Source organism: Bacillus sp. FSL R5-0709 (genome assembly GCF_038004785.1).
GTDB lineage: Bacteria > Bacillota > Bacilli > Bacillales > Bacillaceae_G > Bacillus_A > Bacillus_A mycoides.
Genome location: NZ_JBBORT010000001.1, coordinates 4,161,129 through 4,178,817, shown reverse-complemented (window position 1 = coordinate 4,178,817; position 17,689 = coordinate 4,161,129). Strand labels below are relative to the sequence as shown.

Here is a 17,689-nt window from a genome sequence, read left to right as displayed (position 1 = left end):
GTTCAACCTTTCTAGATTTAATGTTACAATAGCAAGTATGAAAAACTGCATGGAGGTTTGAAGAATGGCAGGAGGATCTAGATTCCAACAGAAACAACAAAAACGTCGTCAAAACGGTGTTTTAAATATTGCAATCGCTATTGTATTAGTAGCAGTAGCTATTGTAGCATATCAATTGTTTGTTCCTGACACAAAAGAGCAAGCGTCTTCTAATGATAAAAAGGTAGCTCAGCAAACAACAAAAGAGAATAAAGCTGAGAAAGCAAAAGGTAAAGAAGAGACGAAGAAGAACGAGCAAGAGAAAGAGAAAACAGAGGCTAAGAAGAAGGAAGAAGAAGAGAAGCTAAAGGCTGAGGAAGAAAAGAAAAAAGCTGAAGAAGAAGCGAAAGCTAACGAGAAAGCACCAGCTGAAAAAACACAGTCACAGGCAACAGATGCTTATACGAAATCTTCTTGGAAGCCAGTAGGTACAGAGCAAGGTGCAACACCTGCGATGACGTTTAAAAAAGGTACAGCAGATTGGAATGAGATGAATCAAGCGATTTCAGCTGCAATTGACGTTCCAGTAAATCAATTAGTTATCCATAGAATTGGAAATAACGGTAAGAATAAAGCTTACGGTAACGTACAAGATAAACAATCAGGTAAAAAATATTATGTAAATATTGATTGGGTAGACAATGAGGGCTGGAAACCAGTACTCGTTCAAACTCTAAACTAAAAAAAGAGAGGCTCTTAAGAGCTTCTCTTTTTTTAGTTAGCGTAATTTCTTTAATTTAAAATGAACAACCGCACTATAATAAGGTCTTTTGCTTTCAGGATCCATAATCATTTGGTGAGAAATATGATGAACTTCGAGCATAAGTGCTTTATTATTATCAATTTGTTCGTTAATTTTTTTTTCTAGAGAAACTAAGTTTGCAGCCTCGAAAAATTCTACTTTATCTTCTAACATTTCAAAGGTAAATGACACGAAGATGCCCCCTCTCCTATGATAATCACCTATAGTGTAACAAAGAAAAGAAGGAAATACTACGTACATTTCAATTGACATTTTTAGAAAGAGAGAATATCATACTGATAAAACCGATAAGAAAAAGGGGAATTTTTATGGGAACAGAATTTAATGGTTTATTTGATGAATGGGCTCATACGTACGACTCATTTGTACAAGGCGAAGATATACAATATAAAGAAGTTTTCGCCCATTATGAGGACATTTTAGAGGATGTAGTTAACAAGTCATTTGGCAACGTATTAGAATTCGGTGTTGGTACTGGCAATTTAACAAATAAATTATTACTTGCTGGTCGCACAGTTTACGGTATAGAACCGTCACGCGAAATGCGTACTATTGCAAAAGAGAAATTACCAAAAGAGTTTTCAATTACAGAGGGTGATTTTCTTTCATTTGAAGTCCCAAATTCAATCGATACTATTGTGAGCACTTACGCATTTCATCATTTAATAGATGAAGAAAAAGACGTAGCAATTGCGAAGTATAGTCAATTGCTAAACAAAGGTGGTAAAATAGTGTTTGCTGATACGATATTTGCAGATCAAGATGCATATGATAAAACTGTCGAAGTAGCAAAACAAAGAGGTTTTCATCAGTTAGCAAACGATTTGCAAACAGAATACTATACACGTATTCCGATCATGCAATCTATTTTTGAAAACAATGGCTTCCACGTAACGTTTACGAGATTAAATCATTTCGTTTGGGTAATGGAGGCAACTAAGCAATAGAAAGAGGGATTAGATTGAGAATTGCTGTAATTGGAGCAATGGAAGAAGAAGTACGTATTTTACGTGACAAACTAGAACAAGCAGAAACAGAAACTGTTGCAGGTTGTGAATTTACGAAAGGGCTATTGGCAGGACATGAAGTAATCTTGCTAAAGTCTGGTATTGGTAAAGTAAATGCAGCGATGTCAACGACAATTTTATTAGAAAAATATAAGCCTGAAAAAGTAATTAATACTGGTTCAGCTGGTGGATTCCATCACTCTCTAAATGTTGGTGATGTAGTTATTTCAACAGAAGTTCGTCACCATGACGTAGATGTAACAGCATTTAACTACGAATATGGTCAAGTGCCAGGAATGCCACCTGGATTTAAAGCTGATGAGGCATTAGTTGCATTAGCTGAGAAATGTATGCAGGCAGAAGAAAATATTCAAGTCGTAAAAGGTATGATTGCAACAGGTGATTCATTTATGAGTGATCCGAACCGCGTTGCAGCAATTCGTGATAAATTTGAAGATCTTTATGCAGTAGAAATGGAAGCAGCAGCTGTTGCGCAAGTATGCCACCAATATGAAGTTCCGTTTGTTATTATTCGTGCACTTTCTGATATTGCTGGTAAAGAATCAAATGTTTCATTTGATCAATTTTTAGATCAAGCAGCTCTTCATTCTACAAACTTTATCGTAAAAGTACTAGAAGAGTTAAAGTAATGTAACAAAAAGGCAACTGTCTCATATAAAGAAAATACATACAGTTGCCTTTTCTTTATTGGCAAATAAGGGGGAGAACACGATGAATGTATATCGTGGAGTTCATGAGTTGATTGGTCATACACCAATCGTGGAAATTACTCGTTTTTCACTTCCGAAAGGAGTCCGTTTATTTGCGAAGCTTGAATTTTACAACCCAGGCGGAAGCGTTAAGGATCGTTTAGGAAGAGAATTAATCGAAGATGCACTAGAAAAAGGGCTTGTTGCAGAGGGCGGAACAATTATTGAACCGACGGCTGGGAATACTGGCATTGGACTGGCACTTGCAGCGTTAGAACATGATTTACGCGTCATTGTTTGTGTACCAGAGAAATTTAGTATTGAAAAACAAGAATTAATGAAAGCGCTAGGTGCAACGGTCGTGCATACACCGACTGAGCAAGGAATGACCGGCGCAATTGCAAAGGCAAAAGAATTAGTAAATGAAATACCGAATTCATACTCTCCAAGTCAGTTTGCGAATGAAGCAAACCCTCGTGCTTATTTCAAAACATTAGGTCCTGAACTTTGGGATGCATTGAATGGAGAAATTAACATATTTGTTGCAGGGGCAGGAACTGGCGGTACGTTTATGGGAACTGCGTCTTATTTAAAAGAGAAAAACATTGATATTAAGACGGTTATTGTAGAACCAGAAGGATCTATTTTAAATGGTGGTAAAGCTGGTTCACATGAAACAGAAGGGATTGGTCTTGAATTCATCCCGCCATTTTTAAAAACATCTTATTTTGATGAAATTCATACAATTTCTGATCGACATGCATTTTTACGAGTAAAAGAGTTAGCGCAAAAAGAAGGCCTTCTCGTTGGGAGCTCTTCAGGAGCAGCGTTTCATGCAAGCTTACTTGAGGCAGAGAAAGCAGCACCAGGTACGAATATTGTAACGATTTTTCCTGATAGTAGTGAGCGCTATTTAAGTAAAGACATATACAAAGGATGGGAATAAAAAATGAGAGCAAAGACAAAATTAATTCATGGTATTCGCATAGGAGAACCTTCAACTGGATCTGTAAATGTACCGATTTATCAAACAAGTACGTATAAACAAGAAGCAGTTGGTAAGCATCAAGGATATGAATATTCACGTACAGGCAACCCAACACGTGCAGCTTTAGAAGAAATGATTGCTGTATTAGAAAACGGTCATGCTGGATTTGCATTTGGTTCAGGAATGGCTGCTATTACAGCAACAATTATGTTGTTCTCAAAAGGAGATCACGTCATTTTAACAGATGATGTTTATGGCGGAACGTACCGTGTTATTACGAAAGTATTAAACCGCTTCGGTATTGAGCATACATTTGTAGATACAACAAACCTAGAGGAAGTTGTAGAAGCGATTCGTCCAAATACGAAAGCGATTTATGTAGAAACACCAACGAACCCATTACTAAAAATTACTGATATTAAGAAAATATCTGCTCTTGCTAAAGAGAAAGATTTATTAACAATTATTGATAACACATTCATGACGCCATATTGGCAGTCGCCAATTTCTTTAGGAGCAGACATTGTGCTTCATAGTGCAACGAAATATTTAGGAGGACATAGTGACGTAGTTGCAGGCCTAGTAGTTGTAAATAGCCCGCAATTAGCAGAAGACCTTCACTTTGTACAAAACTCAACAGGAGGTATTCTTGGCCCACAAGATAGCTTCTTACTACTTCGTGGTTTAAAAACATTAGGAATTCGTATGGAAGAACATGAAACGAATTCACGTGCGATTGCCGAGTTTTTAAATAACCATCCAAAAGTAAATAAAGTATATTATCCAGGTCTTGAATCCCATCAAAACCATGAACTAGCAACAGAACAAGCAAATGGATTTGGTGCTATCATCTCATTTGATGTAGATAGTGCGGAAACGTTGAATAAAGTACTTGAGAAACTGCAATACTTTACACTTGCTGAAAGCTTAGGAGCAGTAGAAAGTTTAATTTCTATCCCATCTCAAATGACACATGCATCAATCCCAGCAAATCGCCGTAAAGAATTAGGAATTACAGATACATTAATTCGAATCTCTGTTGGTATTGAAGATGGAGAAGATTTAATTGAAGATTTGGCACAAGCGCTAGCATAATAAAAATGCACTGCTAATATAGAGCAGTGCATTTTTATTATATTAATTTGTGAAATATTTCACAAATTAGACATACACAAATGAAATGATTTCATGTATATTGAATTCATGAAATGTTATTCACGAACAAACTTGTGAAATGTTTCACAATCAATGGGATTCATGTAGGAAGGTAACTCTATTTTTTTACGCTAATCGGGACTTTTTATGACCTATAGGGACTTATAAAGTCCAGAATAGCAGAATAGGAGGAAATTTACATGGTAGTCAAAGAGAAAGTTGTAAATGAAATGCAAGAGGTAAAAGAGATGATTGATACGTTAGTAGATAACGGTCAAAAAGCTTTACAAGCATTAGAAAGTTTTACACAAGAGCAAATTGACAACATTGTTCATGAAATGGCGCTTGCGGGTGTCGATCAACATATGCCGCTTGCGAAGTTGGCTGTTGAAGAAACGGGCCGTGGCGTATATGAAGATAAATGCATTAAAAATATTTTTGCCACTGAATATATTTGGCATAGTATAAAGAAAGATAAAACGGTAGGAATTATTCATGAAGATCCTCATGAAGAAATAATAGAAATCGCAGAACCTGTCGGTGTAGTAGCTGGGGTAACGCCAGTAACGAACCCAACATCGACAACAATGTTTAAAGCATTAATCGCGATAAAAACGAGAAATCCAATTATTTTCGCATTTCATCCTTCTGCACAAAACTGTTCCGTTGCAGCGGCAAAAACAGTATATGATGCAGCAGTGAAAGCTGGTGCACCAAAGCATTGTATTCAATGGATTGAAAGACCTTCTGTGGAAGCAACGAAACAATTAATGAACCATGATGGTGTCGCACTCGTTCTAGCAACTGGAGGGGCTGGTATGGTGAAATCGGCTTATTCTACTGGTAAACCGGCGCTAGGTGTAGGGCCAGGTAATGTACCATGTTATATAGAGAAATCGGCACATGTAAAACGTGCTGTTAATGATTTGATTTTATCGAAAACATTTGATAACGGTATGATTTGTGCGTCAGAACAAGCCATCATTGTAGATAAGGAAATCTATAATGATGTTAAAGCAGAAATGATTGCAAATAATTGTTATTTTGTAACAGAGGAAGAGAGAAAGAAATTAGAAAAGCTTGTTATTAATGAAAATACATGTGCAGTAAATAGTGATATTGTTGGGAAATCAGCACAGTATATTGCTGAATTAGTAGGAATTACTGTACCTGAACATACAAAAATGCTTGTAGCTGAAATTAAAGGCATCGGAGCAGCGTATCCACTATCTCGTGAGAAACTGAGCCCAGTGTTAGCTTGTGTAAAAGCAAATTCATTAGAAGAAGGATTTACATATTGCGAAGAAATGTTAGAGCTTGGTGGCCTAGGGCATTCAGCGGTTATCCATTCTACAAATAAAGAAGTACAAAAACAATTTGGGTTACGTATGAAAGCCTGCCGTCTCATTGTAAATGCACCTTCATCACAAGGTGGAATTGGTGATATATATAATGGATTTATTCCATCACTTACGCTTGGTTGTGGCTCCTACGGGAAAAACTCAGTTTCCCAAAACGTAACGGCGACTCATTTATTAAATATAAAAAGGTTGGCAAATAGAAAAAAGAATATGCAGTGGTTCAAATTACCACCCAAAATTTATTTTGAAAAACATGCGACAGCATATTTAGCAAACATGCCTAACATTTCCCGCGCATTTATTGTAACGGATCCAGGGATGGTTGAGCACGGTTATGTAGATACAGTTACGCACTATTTACGTAAGCATACAAATGATGTGAAAGTTGAAGTTTTCTTTGAAGTTGAGCCAGATCCATCAGATGAAACTGTATTTAAAGGTGCGGACATGATGAAAAGCTTTAAACCAGATGTAATTATCGCGCTTGGTGGCGGTTCAGCTATGGATGCAGCAAAAGGGATGTGGCTATTCTATGAGCACCCAGAAACGACATTCTATGGAATAAAACAGAAGTTTTTAGATATAAGAAAACGTACATGTAAGTATCCGAACTTGGGAAATAAAGCACAATTTGTTGCCATTCCAACAACATCAGGGACGGGATCAGAGGTGACGCCATTTGCGGTTATTACAGATAAGAAAAATAATATTAAATACCCGCTTGCGGATTATGAATTAACACCAGATGTAGCGATTGTTGATCCGCAATTTGTAATGACAGTACCACCTCATGTGACGGCAGATACTGGTATGGACGTATTAACACATGCAATTGAAGCGTATGTGTCTGTTCTGGCAAATGACTATACTGATGGTTTAGCATTAAAAGCAATTGATCTCGTATTTAAATATTTGCCGAGAGCATATAAAGATGGAAATGATGAAGAAGCACGAGAAAAAATGCATAATGCTTCCGCAATCGCAGGGATGGCATTTGCAAATGCTTTCCTAGGTATTAATCATAGTTTAGCGCATAAAATTGGACCGGAATTCCATATTCCGCATGGACGTGCGAATGCAATTCTTATGCCGCACGTAGTTCGCTATAATGCTATTAAGCCAAGAAAACACGCATTGTTCCCAAAATATGAGCACTTTGTGGCTGATGAACGCTATGCACATATTGCGAGAATGCTCGGGCTTCCAGCAAGCTCAACAGCGGAAGGTGTGGAATCACTCGTCCAAGCAATTATTGAGCTTGGAAAAAGCTTAAATATAAATATGAGTATTGCAGGACAAGGAGTTGCTAAAGATCAATTTGAAGGGGTTGTTGGATTATTAGCAGAAAGAGCTTTTGAAGATCAATGTACAACAGCTAATCCAAAATTACCGCTCATTTCAGAGCTGAAAGAAATCTATATAGAAGCATATAAAGGCGTATAATAGATAAAAAAGAGCCGCGAGTAAGCGGCTCTTTTTTACTTTGGAAAACATCTCCCAGATTGGTTCTATTTACTTGTCTTTAAGCTTGATAGAATGTGATAAAGTGAGGATGGGAGTGATAAGCAGATGAAAGAATTACAAGAAAAAATAGCAGATTATACCCGGTTTGCACAAGTACTTTTAGCTATAAGTACATTTTTAATGATCGGTTTATTAATTCCAAGTGGAATAAAAAGTATGGTACAGTCTTTTGTTATGATGGGGAGTATTATTGTATTTTTAGTTCTTGCTTTTTTCTTCTTTAAGCGTGTTAGAACGATGCGTGATCAATTAGAGGAGAGCGAATATGAAGAAAATTGTTAAATAGGGCGCTACGAAAAGAAGAAATCTTTTTGTAGCGTTTTTTCATTTTTGTAGAAAATGTATGCGTTTCATATTGACAATGATAATCCTTATCAATTAAAGTAGAATAGTAGTTAATGATTATTATTATCAATTAGAGGTGAAAGAATGAACAAATCTATTACGCTGTTCACAGCGATCTTATCTATTTTTTTCTTATTAATAGGTTGCAGTGCAAAAGAAAACGAAAAAGCATCCGCAACAAAAACAGACAAAGGAACAGACAAAATCGAAATTACCGATCTCTCAGACAGAAAGATAACATTCAATAAAGTTCCTGAAAGTTTTGCTACGTTGAGTATGGGAGACATGGATATTATTCATGCTTTAGGTGGAAAAATAGTAGGTCGTCCGGATACAAAATTAACTCTCCCAGAGGAATTAAAGAAAGCACAAGTAATCGGGAATGCACATCAACCGAATTTTGAGCAAATTGCTAGTTTAAAACCGGATGTACTTGTTGCTAACAATGGATTCCAAAAGAACATTCCAACGGTCGAAGGACAAGGAACAAAAGTAATCATTTCTTCAGCCAACTCTGTAAAAGATATTCAAAAGGGTATTGAAATGTATGGAACAGTAATGAAGAAAGAAGATAAAGCAAAAGAGCTTAACCAAAAAATTAATGATCAAATGAAGAAATATGAGAAAAAGAGTGACGTTAAAGCGTTGCTAGTTTATGGAGCACCAGGCACTTATTTAGCAGCATTACCAACATCTCTATCAGGGGATATTTTAGAAAAAACAGGCGGGAAAAATATCGCAGCTAGTTTTCCAGAAATGAAAGAGTATCCGCAATATGCACAGCTAAGTGTAGAACGTATTATTGAAGCAAATCCAGATGTGATTTATTTAATTACACATGGAGATCCCAATAGTGTGAAAAAAGCATTTGAAGGCGAAATGATGAAAAATGAAGCATGGAAAAATTTAGATGCAGTAAAACAAAATCGTGTAGTTATTTTACCACCAGATTTATTTGGATCAAATCCTGGGACAAAAGTTACAGAAGCGATGGACTTTATGTATAAAAGTATACAAGATGTAAGGAAATGATAAGTATGGAGAGTAGTGAAATAGTAAGAGAAAAGGAACATCCTTTTGCGAGAAAAAGGTGGATAATAACAGTTACTTTAGTCGTATTAACTGTTCTAGGTCTTTTTTATGGCCTTTTTGCAGGGAGCTTATCTTTTTCTTTACGAGACATTATAGAAGGTATACAAGATGAAGGTTCGACAGTTCATCGAATTGTATGGGATCTTCGTATACCGAGAGTGCTCGTTGGTTTTATAGTAGGAACGTGTTTAGCTGCATCAGGAGCATTATTGCAAGGGGTTATGAGAAATCCTCTTGCAGATCCTGGAATTATCGGAGTTTCATCAGGAGCAGGTCTTGTAGCAATTATAATCATGATTTTATTTCCTCAACATATGGCATTCTTACCACTAGGAGCGTTTTTAGGAGCTTTTATTACAGCAATGGTCATTTACGCACTATCATGGCAAAAGGGGGCGCCACCTTCACGAATTGTATTAGTAGGTGTTTCAATAAACGCATTAATTGGTGCAGCGACTTCAGCGCTAATGTTATTACATAGCGACAAAGTACAATCAGTTTTACCGTGGTTAGCTGGTGGTATTGGTGGTGTTAGTTGGGCACATTTAAATATGATTATTTACTATGCGATATTCGCTATTATATTAGCTTTCTTCGGTATTAAACATATTCGAGTATTAATGCTTGGGGATGAAATGGCAAAATTATTAGGGTATAACGTGGAAAGAAGTCGGTTTTATTTAATAGTAGTAAGTACAATGTTAGCTGGAATAGCAGTTAGTGTTTCTGGTCTTATTGGATTTGTCGGTCTTGTTGTACCGCATATGTTACGTTTATTAGTTGGAAATGACTATAAATATTTACTGCCATTATCATGCCTTGGCGGTGGGATATTACTTGTTTTTGCGGATGCGATAGCTCGAAGTTGGTTCGATCCAATCGAATTGCCTGTTGGTATTTTATTGTCCTTCTTAGGTGGTCCGTTCTTCTTATATTTAATCCATAGAGGAGGAAAACAACGTGATTTCCGTTAACAAAGTGTTTTACGCACATTCTGAAAGATTTCAAATGCAAAATATGAATGTACATATTAAAGCTGGAGAAATCGTTAGTTTAATCGGCCCGAATGGATCGGGGAAATCTACTTTGCTTCGTTTAATAGCACGGCTACTTAAACAAAGCGAAGGAGACATCATTTTAGATGGGGAAAATATTTATACGATGAAGAGTGCAGATGTTGCGAAGCAATTAGCGATGTTACCACAAATGCACGATCATCAATTAGATTTAACAGTGAAAGAACTAATAGAGTTCGGAAGAGGTCCTCATAAATCATGGAGTAGTCGCTTAAATAAAGAAGATGAAGAAATTGTTGATTGGGCATTGTCTGTTACAAAGCTTGAAGGGTATGAATATCGTCTTTTACAATCCTTATCAGGAGGAGAAAGGCAACGTGCTTGGATTGCAATGACGCTTGCACAACGCACAAATGTCTTACTATTAGATGAACCAACAACCTTTTTAGATATCGTCCATCAGTTAGAAGTAATGGAACTTGTTAAACGATTAAACGAAGAGTTTGGTATGACGATTGTAATGGTTTTACATGATATTAATCAAGCGGCTCAATATAGCGATCGTTTACTCGTATTAAAACAAGGGAAGATTCAGTATGATGGCGTACCAGAAGAAGTACTATGTCATCAAATGTTTCAGCGTGTATTTGGAATTGAAGTTGATATATTCCAAGGGAGTGACAAGCCATTTTTTACACCGAAACGAATTTGTGAAAAGGGAGAAGAGAGATGCAAACAGACGAGCGTATTACCACTGAGTTAGTAAGGGAATTTGTTATGGCAGCTCACGGAGATCTAGAAAGAGTACAGGAGCTTTTGGCCGAATCACCGAGCTTACTTCATGCTTCTTATAATTGGGGTGGCTCAGATTGGGAAAGTGCCTTAGGAGCAGCGGCCCATGTAGGCCGTAAAGATATTGCTCTTTATTTACTGGAAAAGGGAGCTCGGATGGATATTTTTGCAGCAGCTATGCTGGGTGAACTTGAAGTCGTACAAGCCATTTTAGTAGCACAACCAGAAGCATTACGTGCATCTGGCCCACATGGCATCTCTCTTCTTCAACATGCACGAATGGGTGGAGAAAAAGCTCAGCGTGTATTTGAGTACTTAACAGTGCTTTCTTAATGACCGCAAAGTTCTTATGTGCGGTAAACTTTCCACTCAAAGGATTGGAAGGTTTACCGCCCGTTAGAACGGGATAAGTATCTAGTATATTTGAAAATCCTACACCCCCTCAATTGTAGTTTTCTTTATACTAGTTATGATATGGATGCAGTAGACACTCTTTTGTCTACTGCTTTTTTTTGATATAATACACTTTTATAAGATTGAATTTTCTTTCTTTTTGGTAACTTTCTTGATATGAATTATTCAACACTTACGTAGTTTGAAATATGTTGTTATGTAATGAGGTTCAAAATGATGGGAGTGAATAAAAGAGTGTTCCATACAGATCGCTTACAATTTCGCAAATATACAATGGATGATTTACCATTTTATGCTTCTTTATGGGGGGATGAGAAGGTAATGCGCTATATTGGAAATGGAACGTTAAAAACATTTATGCAATGTAAAAAAAGTTTGGAGGAGAGGGTACTTCCAAATTATAAAAATGGTCTCGGTTTATTTGTAATGATTGAAAAGGAAACAGGGATAAGAATTGGTCATGCAGGACTTGTCAAGCAGAAGGTAGATGGAAAAGAGGAAATTGAGATTGGCTATTGGCTACTTCCTAAATATTGGGGGAAAGGGTATGCGAAAGAGGCTGCGGCGGCTTTTCGAGACTATGGTTTTCAAGCATTACAAATGAATAAATTAATTTCACTTATTAATCCGAACCACCCAGCTTCAATATTTGTTGCTAGAAAAACAGGGCTTAGTTATGAGAAAACAACTTCATTTCATGAGATGGAAGTTCTCGTTTATTCCATTAAGCGGGTTGGATGAAAAAAGGTGAATTGCATTTTTTGGAGAATGGTATATAAAAAATAAAGGGAGGGATTACATGTATATTTATCATAATGGATTAATTATTCGTGAAGGAACGAATGGAGTGCCAGCATATGCGATTAAGACATTATTTGAAGATGCTGGCTGGAGTAATGATAATATCCCTTCTTGGCAAATTGAAAAGTTTACGATTGCATTTGAAAATTCAACATGGGCTTTCACAATTTGGGATGAAGAAGAAATGGTCGCGATGGTTAGAGTGATTTCTGATCAAATCATGGTTGCTAACATAGTAAATTTAGTTGTGAAGTGTGAGTATAGGGGGAAAGGGTTAGGTAAGAAACTTGTAGCTCTTTGTTTACAAAAGCTTCCGCATGGCGATTGGTTTGCGCATACGTCCGCTAACAATTTTGATTTTTATAGAAGTTGTGATTTTGAAGTAAGAGAGTTATCAAGAAATGGAACATGTGCGTACTATGGGTATCAAGTGGCCAAAGAGGAAGGGCATCGATAACTTATAAGGTAATAAAGAAAAAGGATTGCTATTTTAATAATATAAACTGAACTGAGACTCATTTTGTGATAAAATAAAAGAAAATTCAGTTTATTAAATGGGGGATAAAAATGAATGTAAAAGTTGGGGATATATTTAAATACGAAAGAAGATTTACCGAGGAAGAAGTTTTTGAATTTGCAAATATTACAGGCGATAAAGGTAGACATCATATGGAATATGATGAGAATGGACGATTAATGGTTCATGGTTTATTGACTGCTAGCATTGGGACGAAAGTAGGCGAAGAGTTACATTACATAGCGAGGGAATTAGTAAGTGAGTTTATTAGACCAGTTTTTACAGGGGATACGGTTACTTGTGAATTAACTTTAACAAATATTGAGCAAATGGAAGGATATAAAAAAGTTTCAATTGAGTCAGTTTATCGCAATCAACATGAAAAGACCGTACTAGTTGGGACGAGTTATGGAATTATAAGGGGATAAAAAAGAAGCCTGTTACGAAACAGGCTTCTTTTTATCGTTTAGTAAACACGTTTTCGATTTTCCGCATGACTAGAGATAAGTAATAATGCAGATTCTTCACCTATATTGCGAACAATATGAGGAACGCATGCATTCCAAGAGAAAGAATCACCTTCTTCTACAATCGCAATATCTTCTCCATGTTGAACTTCTAGTTTTCCGCGTAATACAAGATGACACTCTTCACCTTCATGAGCATTTGGTGAGTTTTCTTTCGGGAATCCGGCAGAAATTTCTACTAGAGATAGGCGGAGACCACCTTGCTCCGCAACATGTTCAATTCTTTGTTCATCTTTTCCATACACACTGTATTTACGCTCTTCTTTTTTTACAATTTTCAAACGATCTTTTTGTTCTAACAATAAATATGGAAGGGGGACATTTAAAAAATTAGCGATCATTTCTAAAGTTGAGATAGATGGTGATGTTTTATTGTTTTCAACCTGACTCATAAAGCCTTTAGAAAGACCTGTTCCTTCACAAATTTGGGCAATCGTAATTCCTCTACGTTGACGAATTTCACGAATCGCAGAACCGATATTCATAAAATCATGCTCCTTTTTGTAAACAACTATTTGTATCATAGCAAAAAAAAAATATTTTTTCTCATGAAAAATGAATTGACGAATAAAAATAATTAGTGTATGTTTTGTTATGTAAATAAAAGTTTTGTATAACAAAACTATAAAGGAGAGAAAGAAATGAATCAACATATTGGTAACTTAATTATTCGTATCGTGTTAGGGGTAACGTTCTTTATGCACGGTTTAACAAAATTCCAATCAGGAATTGACAATATTGCAGGGTGGTTTACAAGCATTGGTTTACCAGGAGGACTTGCATACGGTGTAGCAACAGTTGAATTAGTTGGAGGCCTATTGTTAATTCTAGGTTTAGGCGTAAGGTATATTGGCTTATTATTTGCACTTGTTATGGTTGGAGCGATTGTGAAAGTAAAATGGTCAGCTGGTTTGTTAGGAGACGGGAAAAATCCTGGATTTGAGTTAGAACTTGCATTATTAGCGATGGGTGCTTACTTATTTGTTGCGAAAGCTAATGGTTTTGTAGATAATTTCTTAAAAGAGAAAATGTTAAAGAAGAATTAATTAAAATGGGGGTATAACAAAATGGGCTTTCCACTTCATCCCGAAACAACACTTGGGGTTGTTCATTTATATGTATCAAATTTAAAGAAATCGCTAGAGTTTTATACAGAAGTATTGCGTATGAAGGTACTGGAAGAAAAAAGTACAATCGTTACGTTTGGTAATGAGGACAATGAGCCACTTCTCATAATAGAAGAAAAGGAAGACGCTCTTCCGAAGCAAAGAGGTCGAACTGGTTTATATCACTATGCAATTTTATTACCAAACAGACAAGACTTAGCAAATATTCTTCGTCATTTTGTTGAGAGAGTACACCCATTACATGGTGGGGCTGACCATTACTTTAGTGAAGCTCTTTATTTAGCTGATCCAGATGGAAACGGGATTGAAATTTATCATGATCGCCAAAAAGAAGTTTGGCATGATGAAAATGGAGAGCTACCATTTGTTAGTAACCCGTTAGACGGCGAAGGATTATTACAGCAAGGAAGTACATGGAATGGGTTCCCGGCTGGTACTGTGATGGGGCACATTCATTTACATGTAGCTGACTTAGAAGAAGCGAAACATTTCTATGTTGATGGCCTTGGTTTTGATGTAACGATTCCAGCTCGTAATGGAGCGTTGTTCGTATCAGCAGGTGGTTATCATCACCATATCGGTTTAAATACATGGCAGGGTGAAGGTATACCACCACAAATGCCAAATTCCGTTGGTTTGAAATATTTCACAATTGTACTAGCAGATGAAAAACAAAAAGAGCAAGTGTGTGAAAGTTTAAAATATATTGGCGTAGTTGCTACGTATAAAGATGGAATATTACAGGCCAAGGATCCGTTTGGACATTGTATACATTTTAAAGTGAAAGGAGAAGCCTAAAAAGGCTTCTCTTTTTTCACTTTCTTATAATAGCTTTTTCATTTTGTAAAAATAGTTCATCAAATTGCTTTGCAAGGTCAAAATCTAGTTTCGTTAAACCTTTTGCATTCCATGATGACAAAGTAATAATGACTGCTTTATACTGGATAAGGATAAATGGGTGGTGATTATGTTCTTCTGATAGTTTGGCGGCTTCAGAGACAAATTCGACTCCTTTTAAGTAGTCGGAAAACATATATTTTCTTTCAATCCATTTTTCATCTTTCACTGTCCATTTATCCAGCTTTGTTAATTCCTCTTGTACTTCTTCATTAGTTAATCGTAGCATCATTTTTCACATCCTTTACCTGCAGTAACGCAAGACCATTGTTAATAAGACGTGTTACAGATTCTTCAGTTGTGAAAGTAGAAAGTTGTTGTAATAATGCTGCTGATGCTTCGTGTCCTTTGTTATGTTCTAAAAGCAATTCTAAAATTTCAAGACGAAGCAACCATTCTTTCGGATGAAATTTATTTAATACTTCTTGAATAGCTATTAATTGATCAGTATGAGTATCGTGTAAAATACTATCGTTACGTATATCTCGAACTGTTTGATACATACGTTCAAGCTTATTCAGTACAAGTGGATCAGGCGTTTCTTGTACTTCTTCATTCATCGGGAAAAATGCAGCCGCATCTGCCGCTCCTGGGAATACAGAAGTGATTTGTGAGCCGACAGCCATATCAAATGCTCCCCATGAAGGATCAAATAATAAGCGATCTTTATGAGTAACTGCACAATTTATAAAGGAGATAAGAGCAATTTTTTTATCATTCTTTACAATGTCTGTTACTGTTCCTTTTACATGAATGCCACTTGCAAAAGTAAACTCTGCACTGCTTCCAATTGTAATGCCTAATGATTGTAATTGTTCTTCTGTACAATTTTCTAATGCAATATCTCCATCTAGTAATCCGATTGGTGTCCCGAATCCATCGCTGTGCACAGATGTAGAATGATTTGCTAGTTGTTTATTATGAATTGCTAATGCAGTTGGTGAGCTTGTTCGTGTGTAAATAACTTCACCAGTATCATTTTTAATTGTCTCTGTAAATGTACCTGTAATTTGTAATCCACTACTTAGCTCAGTTGTAGCATGATTTTCGGAGCGGATTGCTTTTTCTAATCCTTCTGTTCCACCTGTTTTAAATGCCATCGTTGTAGAGAACTGCTCAAGGGCCTCAGTCAATTCTTCAAATGATTCACAAACAAATAGCTGTGGTTGCATTTTTGTTACATCATAAGTTGTCCCGGTGCAAGCTTCAATTGAGAATGGGACTTTCTTTACAGCGTTTGTTAAGCAATGCTTACTTTCACCGACAGAGGAAAGGAGACCAGCACCGTAAATTTTCGGATCATTTATATTGCCGATTAAGCCGTATTCCACTGTCCACCAGAATAAACGTGAAATTTGTTCTGCTTCTGATAAACCAGAAACTAAGTTTTGTTTTTCGATTACAGCATTTTCAGCAACTGCAACTTCTTCAGGTGTAGAAGTAGGGCTTTCTTTTACGATCGTTAATGTACGAACGGCTTCAAAAGCATCATGTTCTTCTTTTGTGGAGAAAGCTTTCGCTCCAATTTGTCCAAAGCGTTTCACATATTTTGCATATGTAGAATCAAGCAAAATCGGTGCGTGGCCTGCAGCTTCATGAACGATATCAGGAGCGGGTGTATACTCGATATTTTCTACTTTACGAATATCTGTTGCGATTGGTAGTAATCCATGCCCCTGAAAATCGAAGAATGCGACGCCGGGAATAAGTCCGTCAATCGTTACGGCACCCCAGCCGCTTGGTGCTAAACAGTCGTTCATTTCTTCTACTTTTGGAATTGCATCTATATTAATACCAGATGATTGTAGTCCGTTAACATAGGATGGATGAGCAACATCTTTTAAGAAGCTATGGTTTTGTCTCATAATGTAACGCCAAACAGCGTGATTCACCGGTGTGTATTGATCATAATGCTGTGTGGATACGAATGGTTTTAAATGTGATGGAATTTCTTTTTTCTTTGTCATTTAGACGTCCTCCTTTTTCTCTATAAAAATGAATATCAGTTTTGTATAGCTTGTACCACCTCCTTTCAGAATTGTAAGCGCTTATAAAATTTTATCATAACATTCGAAATTCTTTAACAACTGTTTGCGTGAGAAATAGAAAAATCCCCTATCGGAAAATCCGATAGGGGCGAAAAAATCGCGGTACCACCCTATTTGTAAGTGAAAATATACTTACATCTCAACTAATGATAACGGAAAAATCCCGTCTTTTCCTTCATGCATAAAAGCACTACGAAAAAGAAGCTCCAGAATTGTAATTCGTACTTATATATGTGCTAATTCCCACCGACCATTAGCTCTCTGAAACAGGGATACAAGATACTACTGCGATTCTTTCAACGCGTATATATGAAGTTATTTAAAAGGGAAGGACGCAAAAAAGCCCCTATCGGAAAATCCGATAGGGACGATAAAAATCGCGGTACCACCCTATTTGTAAACAATTAATTGTTTACCACTTACTTTAAGATAACGGAAAGATCCGTCTTTCTCTTCATGCATAAAAAGCATTACGGGAAAGAAGCTCCAGAATTGTAATTCACGCTTGTATATGTACTGATTCGCACCAACCATCAGTTCTCTGAGACAGGGATATAAGTCGCTAC

At 36.6% G+C, this 17,689-nt stretch carries 20 protein-coding genes and 2 other annotated features (1 of these 22 running past the window's edge); of the genes, 16 read left to right on the top strand and 4 right to left on the bottom strand.

The genetic code is table 11. The features are described from left to right. Positions 1-64 precede the first annotated feature (64 nt). Positions 65-721, top strand: a complete 657-nt coding sequence (locus MKX37_RS21405; protein ID WP_078422009.1) for a YrrS family protein — start codon at positions 65-67, stop codon at positions 719-721. Positions 722-757: 36 nt separating this feature from the next. On the opposite strand, the gene MKX37_RS21400 is transcribed toward MKX37_RS21405, so the two are convergent. Next, complete coding sequence (locus MKX37_RS21400) at positions 758-973, bottom strand: YrzA family protein (protein WP_002015268.1); 216 nt, start codon at positions 971-973, stop codon at positions 758-760. Positions 974-1,110: 137 nt separating this feature from the next. Between MKX37_RS21400 and MKX37_RS21395 the strand changes: the two genes are divergently transcribed. The 13 genes from MKX37_RS21395 to MKX37_RS21335 all read left to right on the top strand — a co-directional run bounded on the left by MKX37_RS21395 (position 1,111) and on the right by MKX37_RS21335 (position 12,952). Beyond that, a complete protein-coding gene (locus tag MKX37_RS21395) occupies positions 1,111-1,749 on the top strand; it encodes a class I SAM-dependent DNA methyltransferase (protein ID WP_002015267.1) in 639 nt (212 codons plus the stop codon). 14 nt (positions 1,750-1,763) lie between these two features. Further along, positions 1,764-2,459, top strand: a complete 696-nt coding sequence (gene mtnN / locus MKX37_RS21390) for a 5'-methylthioadenosine/S-adenosylhomocysteine nucleosidase (RefSeq protein WP_002015266.1) — start codon at positions 1,764-1,766, stop codon at positions 2,457-2,459. A gap of 82 nt (positions 2,460-2,541) precedes the next feature. Continuing rightward, a complete protein-coding gene (locus MKX37_RS21385; RefSeq protein WP_002067263.1) occupies positions 2,542-3,465 on the top strand; it encodes an O-acetylserine dependent cystathionine beta-synthase in 924 nt (307 codons plus the stop codon). A 3-nt stretch (positions 3,466-3,468) separates the two neighbouring features. Continuing rightward, positions 3,469-4,602 (top strand): bifunctional cystathionine gamma-lyase/homocysteine desulfhydrase, encoded by a 1,134-nt coding sequence (locus MKX37_RS21380; RefSeq protein WP_002184930.1) that lies wholly within the window; start codon positions 3,469-3,471, stop codon positions 4,600-4,602. A 260-nt stretch (positions 4,603-4,862) separates the two neighbouring features. Continuing rightward, positions 4,863-7,466 (top strand): bifunctional acetaldehyde-CoA/alcohol dehydrogenase, encoded by a 2,604-nt coding sequence (gene adhE / locus MKX37_RS21375; RefSeq protein WP_078422008.1) that lies wholly within the window; start codon positions 4,863-4,865, stop codon positions 7,464-7,466. Positions 7,467-7,592: 126 nt separating this feature from the next. Continuing rightward, a complete protein-coding gene (locus MKX37_RS21370) occupies positions 7,593-7,829 on the top strand; it encodes a YrhC family protein (RefSeq protein ID WP_002034123.1) in 237 nt (78 codons plus the stop codon). Positions 7,830-7,976: 147 nt separating this feature from the next. Then, positions 7,977-8,924: an ABC transporter substrate-binding protein gene (locus MKX37_RS21365; protein ID WP_002015260.1), complete on the top strand. Its 948-nt coding sequence runs from the start codon at positions 7,977-7,979 to the stop codon at positions 8,922-8,924. 5 nt (positions 8,925-8,929) lie between these two features. Then, positions 8,930-9,958 (top strand): FecCD family ABC transporter permease, encoded by a 1,029-nt coding sequence (locus MKX37_RS21360; RefSeq protein ID WP_002015259.1) that lies wholly within the window; start codon positions 8,930-8,932, stop codon positions 9,956-9,958. After that, positions 9,945-10,763, top strand: coding sequence for an ABC transporter ATP-binding protein (locus MKX37_RS21355; protein WP_002129193.1), 819 nt, complete (start codon positions 9,945-9,947; stop codon positions 10,761-10,763). Before MKX37_RS21360 ends, MKX37_RS21355 begins: the two co-directional genes overlap by 14 nt. Further along, positions 10,730-11,125 (top strand): ankyrin repeat domain-containing protein, encoded by a 396-nt coding sequence (locus MKX37_RS21350; RefSeq protein ID WP_002129192.1) that lies wholly within the window; start codon positions 10,730-10,732, stop codon positions 11,123-11,125. Before MKX37_RS21355 ends, MKX37_RS21350 begins: the two co-directional genes overlap by 34 nt. Before the next feature lie 294 nt (positions 11,126-11,419). Next, positions 11,420-11,947 (top strand): GNAT family N-acetyltransferase, encoded by a 528-nt coding sequence (locus tag MKX37_RS21345; protein ID WP_002129191.1) that lies wholly within the window; start codon positions 11,420-11,422, stop codon positions 11,945-11,947. A gap of 58 nt (positions 11,948-12,005) precedes the next feature. Further along, on the top strand, positions 12,006-12,464 hold the full coding sequence (locus MKX37_RS21340) for a GNAT family N-acetyltransferase (protein ID WP_002129190.1): 459 nt from the start codon (positions 12,006-12,008) through the stop codon (positions 12,462-12,464). A gap of 110 nt (positions 12,465-12,574) precedes the next feature. Then, complete coding sequence (locus MKX37_RS21335; protein WP_002129189.1) at positions 12,575-12,952, top strand: MaoC/PaaZ C-terminal domain-containing protein; 378 nt, start codon at positions 12,575-12,577, stop codon at positions 12,950-12,952. A 38-nt stretch (positions 12,953-12,990) separates the two neighbouring features. Here the strand turns inward: MKX37_RS21335 and MKX37_RS21330 are convergent, their stop codons facing one another. Next, positions 12,991-13,536 carry a helix-turn-helix domain-containing protein gene (locus MKX37_RS21330; RefSeq protein WP_002015249.1) on the bottom strand — a complete coding sequence of 182 codons (546 nt, stop codon included), beginning with the start codon at positions 13,534-13,536 and terminating at the stop codon, positions 12,991-12,993. A gap of 156 nt (positions 13,537-13,692) precedes the next feature. Here MKX37_RS21330 and MKX37_RS21325 point away from each other — a divergent pair, with 156 nt between their 5' ends. Together MKX37_RS21325 and MKX37_RS21320 are read left to right on the top strand one after the other, a co-directional pair. Continuing rightward, on the top strand, positions 13,693-14,097 hold the full coding sequence (locus MKX37_RS21325) for a DoxX family protein (protein ID WP_002015248.1): 405 nt from the start codon (positions 13,693-13,695) through the stop codon (positions 14,095-14,097). A 21-nt stretch (positions 14,098-14,118) separates the two neighbouring features. After that, positions 14,119-14,976 (top strand): VOC family protein, encoded by an 858-nt coding sequence (locus tag MKX37_RS21320; protein ID WP_002129187.1) that lies wholly within the window; start codon positions 14,119-14,121, stop codon positions 14,974-14,976. Positions 14,977-14,992: 16 nt separating this feature from the next. Here MKX37_RS21320 and MKX37_RS21315 read toward each other — a convergent pair whose 3' ends face one another. Further along, positions 14,993-15,307, bottom strand: coding sequence for a 4a-hydroxytetrahydrobiopterin dehydratase (locus tag MKX37_RS21315; protein WP_002167644.1), 315 nt, complete (start codon positions 15,305-15,307; stop codon positions 14,993-14,995). After that, the gene (locus MKX37_RS21310; protein WP_002167645.1) at positions 15,288-17,042 is read right to left on the bottom strand and encodes an aromatic amino acid hydroxylase; all 1,755 of its coding nucleotides are present in this window, start codon (positions 17,040-17,042) and stop codon (positions 15,288-15,290) included. Before MKX37_RS21310 ends, MKX37_RS21315 begins: the two co-directional genes overlap by 20 nt. A gap of 162 nt (positions 17,043-17,204) precedes the next feature. Further along, positions 17,205-17,432, bottom strand: a binding site (T-box leader). A 51-nt stretch (positions 17,433-17,483) separates the two neighbouring features. Continuing rightward, positions 17,484-17,689, bottom strand: a binding site (T-box leader) (it continues 23 nt past the right edge of the window).